Consider the following 6458-nt stretch of genomic DNA (forward strand, 5'->3'; position numbering starts at 1 on the left):
GAACAACATGGCGGGAGACCCAGTCTCGTGCCAGTACGCTGGCCAGGGCGAGGGCGGAGACGGTGATGGCCGTGCCCAGTGCCATGGTCATGACGGCGGCCGCCCCCAGTGCCGTATGGCCCAGCAGGCTCGCCGCACCCATGATCAGTACGGCGCCGCTGCAGGGGCGCATGCCGACGGCGACCACGGCACCAAGGGCCGTGCGCCAGTCGCCGGTCTCTTCGGGGGCGACATGGTGACGGGCACCGCAGCCGCAGCCATGGTCATGTGCCGCATGTGCCTGCAAGGGAGCGGTAGCATCCTGCGAAGCGTGAAAGTGAAAGGTGGCAGGCGCCATGGCGGCGTGGGCGTGGGCGTGAGACGGAGAGCGGGCCGGGGCGCTATCGTCGCGGGCGTGCCTCAGCATTCGTCTGGCTCGCAGGCACAGCCAGCCGCCGAGTAGCGCCACCATCAGGAAGCTGGCCAGCTCCAGGCTGGTCACGCTGCCCATGGCCTGGCGGGTCAGCCAGCCCAGCCCTTTCACCAGCACCAGCACCAGGCGATCGCCATCAGCCCTGGAGCAGGGCCGCACTGAACGAGAGCGTCAGGGCGCGCTTGACGCCGCCGCCTTGTGAAACCAGGTAGGTCGACAGCACGGCCTTGCCATGCCCTGGCCCGGCGGCATGGAAGATGCCGTAGCCGAAGCTGAGTGCCATCAGCCACCAGCCGTTGGACCAGGAGGGGGCCGCCGACCACTCGCTGAGCGCCAGGGTGAGGGTACGGTGAAGGTCGCGCTGCCAGGCCAGGATCTGCAGGCTCACGCTCTGCATCAGGCCCTGCTGAACCAGCAGCACGACGACGCCCACCGCCAGCAGGGCCACCAGCGCCCATCGGTGCCGGGGGAGAAGGTGGCGAAGTGTGGGTCGCCGCCGGGTCTCATGGGAGTTGGCGTCAAGGGAAGGGCGCGTCGTGCTGAAGAGTCGTGGCATGTGGATTCCCGAGGGTCGAAATGCAAAGCTGTTATGTTATAACATACCTCTTTGTGATCCTGTAAAGAGCCATTTCCGATGAATAGGTTACCGCTAGAAGATATCGCCGCGGCGCCCGCCCAGCGCCTCGGCACCCTGAGCTGGGTCGGCATGGAGCAGATTGCCCTGCCGCTGCGGGTTGCCGGGCAGGGCGTCACCGGCTACGCCTCGGCGGGTGTCAGCCTGGACGACCCGACGGCGCGCGGCATCCATATGTCGCGGCTCTATCTGGCGCTGGCCGAACTGGAGGAGCGGGAGGTGTCGCTGGCGCGGGTGGCCGCGGTGCTGGAGACCTTCCTGGGCAGCCATGAAGGCTCTCCAGCACGGCCTTTCTCGACCTGAGCGGCGAGGCGATGCTCAAGCGCCCGGCGCTGATCAGCCCGCTGTCGGGCTGGAAGCGCTACCCCTTCACCCTGCGCTGCCGGCGCGACGGCGAGGGAATGCAGGCCACCCTGGACCTGACGGTGGGCTACTCCTCCACCTGCCCCTGTTCGGCCGCGCTGTCGCGGCAGCTGATCCAGCAGGCCTTCGACGAGGACTTCACCGACATGCCGGTTACCCGTGAGGGGGTGAGCGCCTGGTTGGGCAGCGAGCAGGGCATCCTGGCCACGCCCCATAGCCAGCGCAGCCAGGCCCACCTCTCGGTGCGCCTGGCCGACGAGTTGGACGAGCTGCCACTGCTGTGTCTGGTGGATGCGACCGAGCAAGCACTGGGCACCGCGCTGCAAACGGCGGTGAAGCGGATCGACGAGCAGGCCTTCGCCCTGGCCAACGGCCAGAACCTGATGTTCTGCGAGGACGCCGCGCGCCGCCTGAACCACGCCCTGCGCGACCAGCCCGGCGTCAGTGGCTTCCGGCTGCGGGTGGTGCATGCCGAAAGCCTGCACGCCCACGACGCCGTGGCACGCAGCGAGTGGAACTGGGATGAAGGGATCGGCGACGAGGGGCGGCCATGACGATATGGAAGCAGCTGGAAGAGGCCGCGCTGGATGAGCGGCGGCCACTGGCGACCGTCCTCGATGCCATCCCCTGGAACGCCGACGGCCTGATCACCGCCATTGCCCAGCAGCACGACAGCGGCGAGGTGCTGATGCTGGCGTGGATGAATCGCGAGGCCCTCGGCGAGACCCTGGCGTCAGAGCAGGTCTGCTACTGGTCGCGCTCGCGCCAGACCCTGTGGCGCAAGGGGGAGAGTTCCGGCCACCGCCAGCGGCTGGTGGAGGCCCGGCTCGACTGCGACGGCGATGCCGTGCTGCTGCTGGTCGACCAGCAGGGGCCCGCCTGCCACACCGGGCGCCCCAACTGCTTCTACAACGCCGTGCGTGGCGATGCGGTGCAGGTCATCACGGTGCCAGGACAATAGTCATCTCTTCTCGACGCTACGACATGCAGGAGTCCAGGGAATGAGCCAACGGCAACAGGAAGTGCCCGACGTCGATGTGGTCATCGTCGGGGCCGGGCCCGCGGGCATTGGCATGACCCTGGCGCTGGATGCGCTCGACGGTCTCGACTACCGGGTGTTCGACGCCGGCCGGGTCGGCGAATCGTTCCGGCGCTGGCCGAAAGAGACCCGCTTCATCACGCCCTCCTTCCACAGCAATCCCTTTGGCCTGGCGGACCTGAACGCGGTCAATGAGATCAGCTCGCCGGCCATCTTCGCGGGGGCCGAGCATCTCACCGGCGAGCAGTATGCGGACTACCTGGCGTTCATCGCCGAGGCGCATGCATTGCCCATCGAGGAGGGTTGCAAGGTGGGGAATGCCGAACCCCTGGAGGAGGGCGGCTTCCTGTTGACCACGCCTCAAGGCAAGCTGCGCACGCGTTTTCTGATCTGGGCCACGGGCGAGTTCCTGTTCCCCGACCTGACCCCTTTCCCCGGCGCCCAGTGGTGCACCCACTATGCCCGGGTGACGAGCTGGGCGCGTTTCGACTCACCGGCCCATACCGTCATCGGCGGTTACGAAAGCGGCGTGGATGCCGCCGTGAACCTGGTGCGGCTCGGGCACCGGGTGAGCCTGCTGGCGCGCAAGTCGACCTGGAGCCCTGACGGCCCCTACGACCCCAGCCTGGCACTATCGCCCTACAGCCGCGAGCGCCTGACCGGGGCGCTCGAGAGCGGACGACTGGAGATCGAATTCGGGGTCGATGTGGTGAGCGTCTCGCGCAGCGAGCATGGCGGCTTTCGCATACGCGCGGCCGACGACCGCCGCTGGGACGTGGCCGAGCCGCCCATCCTGGGTACCGGTTTTCTCAAGGGGGGCGGCGCGAATCAGATCGCCCACCTCTGGGACTGGTCCGACGAAGGCCATGTCGAGCTGACGGAAAGCGACGAATCCACCGCACGCCGGGGCTCTTCCTGGTGGGCCCCCAGGTGCGCCACGACCGTCGCATTTTCTGCTTCATCTACAAGTTTCGCCAACGCTTCGGCCTGGTCGCCGAAGAGGTCGCCTTTCGGCTGGGGCTGGACGCAGGCGCCCTGCAGAGCGCGGATGGCGCCTGGGGGCCATTCGGCAACCGTGACTGCTGCGAAGGCTGCGAATGTTGAAACGGCCAGGGTACCTCGGCGCCGGCACCACCTGCCTGTTGCTGGGCGGCATGGCGGCGGGGGCTGCCATCGGCCACGCCCTCCCGGCCGGCGGCCAATGGCTGGGTGAGCGCATGGATGCAACCCTGCTGCTGCTGGTCGTGCTGCTGCTGTTCGGTGTGCGCTTCGGGGCCATCGTGAAGGCGCTGGGCACGTGCGCTTCATCGGCATTGTGCTGGCGGTCAACTTCGTGCTGATTCCCGCCGTGGGGTATGCCATCGCTGCGGCGTTCCTGAATGCCCATCCGCTGTTCATGGTCGGGCTGGCGATCTACTTCATGTCGCCCTGCACCGACTGGGTCCTGGGCTTTACCCGGCTGGCCGACGGCAACGTGGCCCTGGGCGCGGCGCTGATTCCGATCAATATGCTGGTGCAGCTGCTGCTCTATCCGCTCTACCTGTCTCTCTTCACACGCCACCTGGTGCTGGTGGAAGGCACGCTCATCGCCGGCAGCCTGCTGCAGTGGTTTCTGCTGCCGCTGGCGGTGGCGGTGATCGCACACTTCATGCTGCGGCTGTCACTGGGCGATGCTCGCTTCGGTCGCCTGCTGGCGTGGATCGATCGACTCACCCCCTGGGTGGTTGCGCTGCTAGTGGCGCAGATATTCGCTGACAATATTGCGGTCATCCTCGAGCACGGTGCCGTATTCGGCCGGGTGCTCGCGGCGGTGTTCGTGTTCTTCCTGGCGACCTTCCTGCTGGGGGAGTGGGTCAGCCGCCGGGCACGCCTGGCGTATCCGGAGCATGCGCTGCTGACCATGACCACGGCGGCGCGCAATGCGCCGCTGATGCTGGCGGTGACCATGACCGCACTGCCGGGCCAGCCCCTGATCCATGCCGCCATCGTGATCGGCATGCTGCTCGAATTTCCACACCTGACCCTGCTTCGGCACCTGCTGCTCCACTCGAAGCGAAGCCCGGCCCATGGCCGCCTCCACTCCTGATGAGCCTGACACATGACAGACACACTTCAGACCACTGATACCCCGGCCTCTGACACCATCGCCATCACCCTGCCGGATGGGGCGCAGCGCCGCTTTGCGTCCCCAACCAGCGTCGCGGAGATAGCGGCTGCCATTGGCCCGGGCCTGGCCCGCAGCACCCTGGCCGGCAAGGTGGATGGCCGCCTGGTCGACGCTTGCGATCCCATTGAGCGCGATGCCCAAGTGCAGATCATTACCCCCCGGGACCCGAGGGGGTGGAGATCATCCGCCACTCCTGTGCCCACCTGATCGGGCACGCCGTCAAGCAGCTCTACCCGACCGCCAGGATGGTGATCGGCCCGGTGATCGAGGACGGCTTCTACTACGACATCGCCTATGAGCGCTCCTTTACCCCGGAAGACCTGGCGGCCATCGAGGCGCGCATGCAGGCGCTGATCGCCAGGGAGTACGACGTCGTCAAGCGCATGACGCCGCGGGATGAGGCCATGCGTCTGTTTCGCGAACGTGGCGAGGAGTTCAAGCTGCGGCTGATCGACGAGCTGCCCGAAGAACCGGCGCTGGGGCTCTATTTCCACGAGGAGTACCTGGACATGTGCCGCGGCCCGCACGTGCCCAACACCCGCTTCCTCAAGCATTTCCGGTTGACCAAGCTGTCCGGCGCCTACTGGCGGGGGGATGCGAAAAACGAACAGCTGCAGCGAATCTACGGTACGGCCTGGGCCGACAGCAAGGACCTCAAGGCCTATCTCAAGCGCCTGGAGGAGGCGGAGAAGCGCGATCACCGCAGGCTCGGTCGTCAGCTGGACCTGTTTCACTTCCAGGAGGATGCCCCCGGCGCGGTGTTCTGGCATCCCCGCGGCTGGGCGGTATTCCGGGAGCTGATCGCCTACATGCGCCGTCGCCAGGAGGACGCCGGCTACGTGGAGGTGAACACCCCGGACGTCATGGACCGCAGCCTCTGGGAGCTCTCCGGCCACTGGCACAATTACCGCGAGCATATGTTCACCACCGAGACCGAAGACGGCCGTTCACTGGCTCTCAAGCCGATGAACTGTCCGGGCAGCGTGCTGCTCTACCGCCACGGCCTGAAAAGCTACCGGGACCTGCCCATTCGCATGGGCGAGTTCGGCAAGGTGCACCGCTACGAGCCTCCGGTGCGCTGCACGGCCTGCTGCGGGTGCGCCACTTCACCCAGGACGATGCGCATATCTACTGCACGCCGCAGCAGATGATCGGTGAATGCCGCGATGTGGTGGCTCAGGTGCTGGATATCTATCGCCAGTTCGGCTTCGAGGACGTGCTGATCAAGCTCTCCACGCGGCCGGACAACCGCATGGGCGATGATGCCAGTTGGGACCTGCTGGAGAACGCGCTGACCCAGGCGCTGAACGAGATGGGCCTGGCCTACCGGCTCAATCCCGGTGAAGGCGCCTTCTACGGACCCAAGCTGGAGTTCGTGCTGCGCGATGCCATCGGCCGCGACTGGCAGTGCGGCACCCTGCAGGTGGACATGAATCTGCCTGAACGCTTCGGCCTGGACTTCGTGGACGAGGATGGCCAGCGCAAGCGCCCGGTGATGTTGCACCGTGCCCTGTTCGGCTCCCTGGAGCGCTTCACCGGTATATTGATCGAGCAGCACGCGGGCAAGCTCCCCGCCTGGCTGGCTCCCGTTCAGGTCGTGGTGCTCTCCATCACCGAGCAGCATGCCGATTATGCCCTGGAGGTGGCCCAGGCACTGCGCGGTTCGGGCCTGCGGGTGGAGGCGGATATCCGTAACGAGAAGGTCGGCTACAAGATCCGTGAGCAGACGCTGCAGCGCGTGCCCTTCCAGCTGATTGTCGGTGCCAGGGAAGCCGCCTCCGGCAGCGTGGCGATTCGCACCCGGGAGGGCGACGACCTGGGCAGCCTGGATATTTGCGCCGCC

General features: G+C 66.8%; 6 protein-coding genes and 2 pseudogenes. 6 read left to right on the forward strand and 2 right to left on the reverse strand.

Features of this window, described 5'->3' with window-relative positions; translation table 11 throughout:
* Together Q427_RS30495 and Q427_RS35660 are read right to left on the reverse strand one after the other, a co-directional pair.
* The coding region (locus tag Q427_RS30495) for a nickel/cobalt transporter (RefSeq protein WP_442905544.1) at window positions 1–535 on the reverse strand (535 nt) is incomplete at its 3' end.
* Window positions 536–548: 13 nt separating this feature from the next.
* On the reverse strand, window positions 549–968 hold the full coding sequence (locus Q427_RS35660; protein ID WP_051496571.1) for a HoxN/HupN/NixA family nickel/cobalt transporter: 420 nt from the start codon (window positions 966–968) through the stop codon (window positions 549–551).
* Window positions 969–1046: 78 nt separating this feature from the next.
* Between Q427_RS35660 and folE2 the strand changes: the two are divergent.
* The 6 genes and pseudogenes from folE2 to thrS all read left to right on the forward strand — a co-directional run.
* Window positions 1047–1963, forward strand: a pseudogene (gene folE2 / locus Q427_RS20970) (GTP cyclohydrolase FolE2).
* A complete protein-coding gene (gene hisI / locus Q427_RS20975; protein ID WP_043517057.1) occupies window positions 1960–2370 on the forward strand; it encodes a phosphoribosyl-AMP cyclohydrolase in 411 nt (136 codons plus the stop codon). The pseudogene folE2 and the gene hisI overlap by 4 nt, the downstream one beginning before the upstream one ends.
* A gap of 40 nt (window positions 2371–2410) precedes the next feature.
* Complete coding sequence (locus Q427_RS20980; protein ID WP_231613828.1) at window positions 2411–3661, forward strand: NAD(P)/FAD-dependent oxidoreductase; 1251 nt, start codon at window positions 2411–2413, stop codon at window positions 3659–3661.
* Between the two features lie 4 nt (window positions 3662–3665).
* Window positions 3666–3788: a hypothetical protein gene (locus Q427_RS35665; protein WP_269321303.1), complete on the forward strand. Its 123-nt coding sequence runs from the start codon at window positions 3666–3668 to the stop codon at window positions 3786–3788.
* Window positions 3746–4534, forward strand: coding sequence for an arsenic resistance protein (locus tag Q427_RS20985; protein ID WP_231613829.1), 789 nt, complete (start codon window positions 3746–3748; stop codon window positions 4532–4534). Before Q427_RS35665 ends, Q427_RS20985 begins: the two co-directional genes overlap by 43 nt.
* A gap of 12 nt (window positions 4535–4546) precedes the next feature.
* Window positions 4547–6458: pseudogene (gene thrS, locus Q427_RS20990) on the forward strand (threonine--tRNA ligase); the annotation flags it as partial.

The organism is Halomonas sp. BC04 (assembly GCF_000568385.1).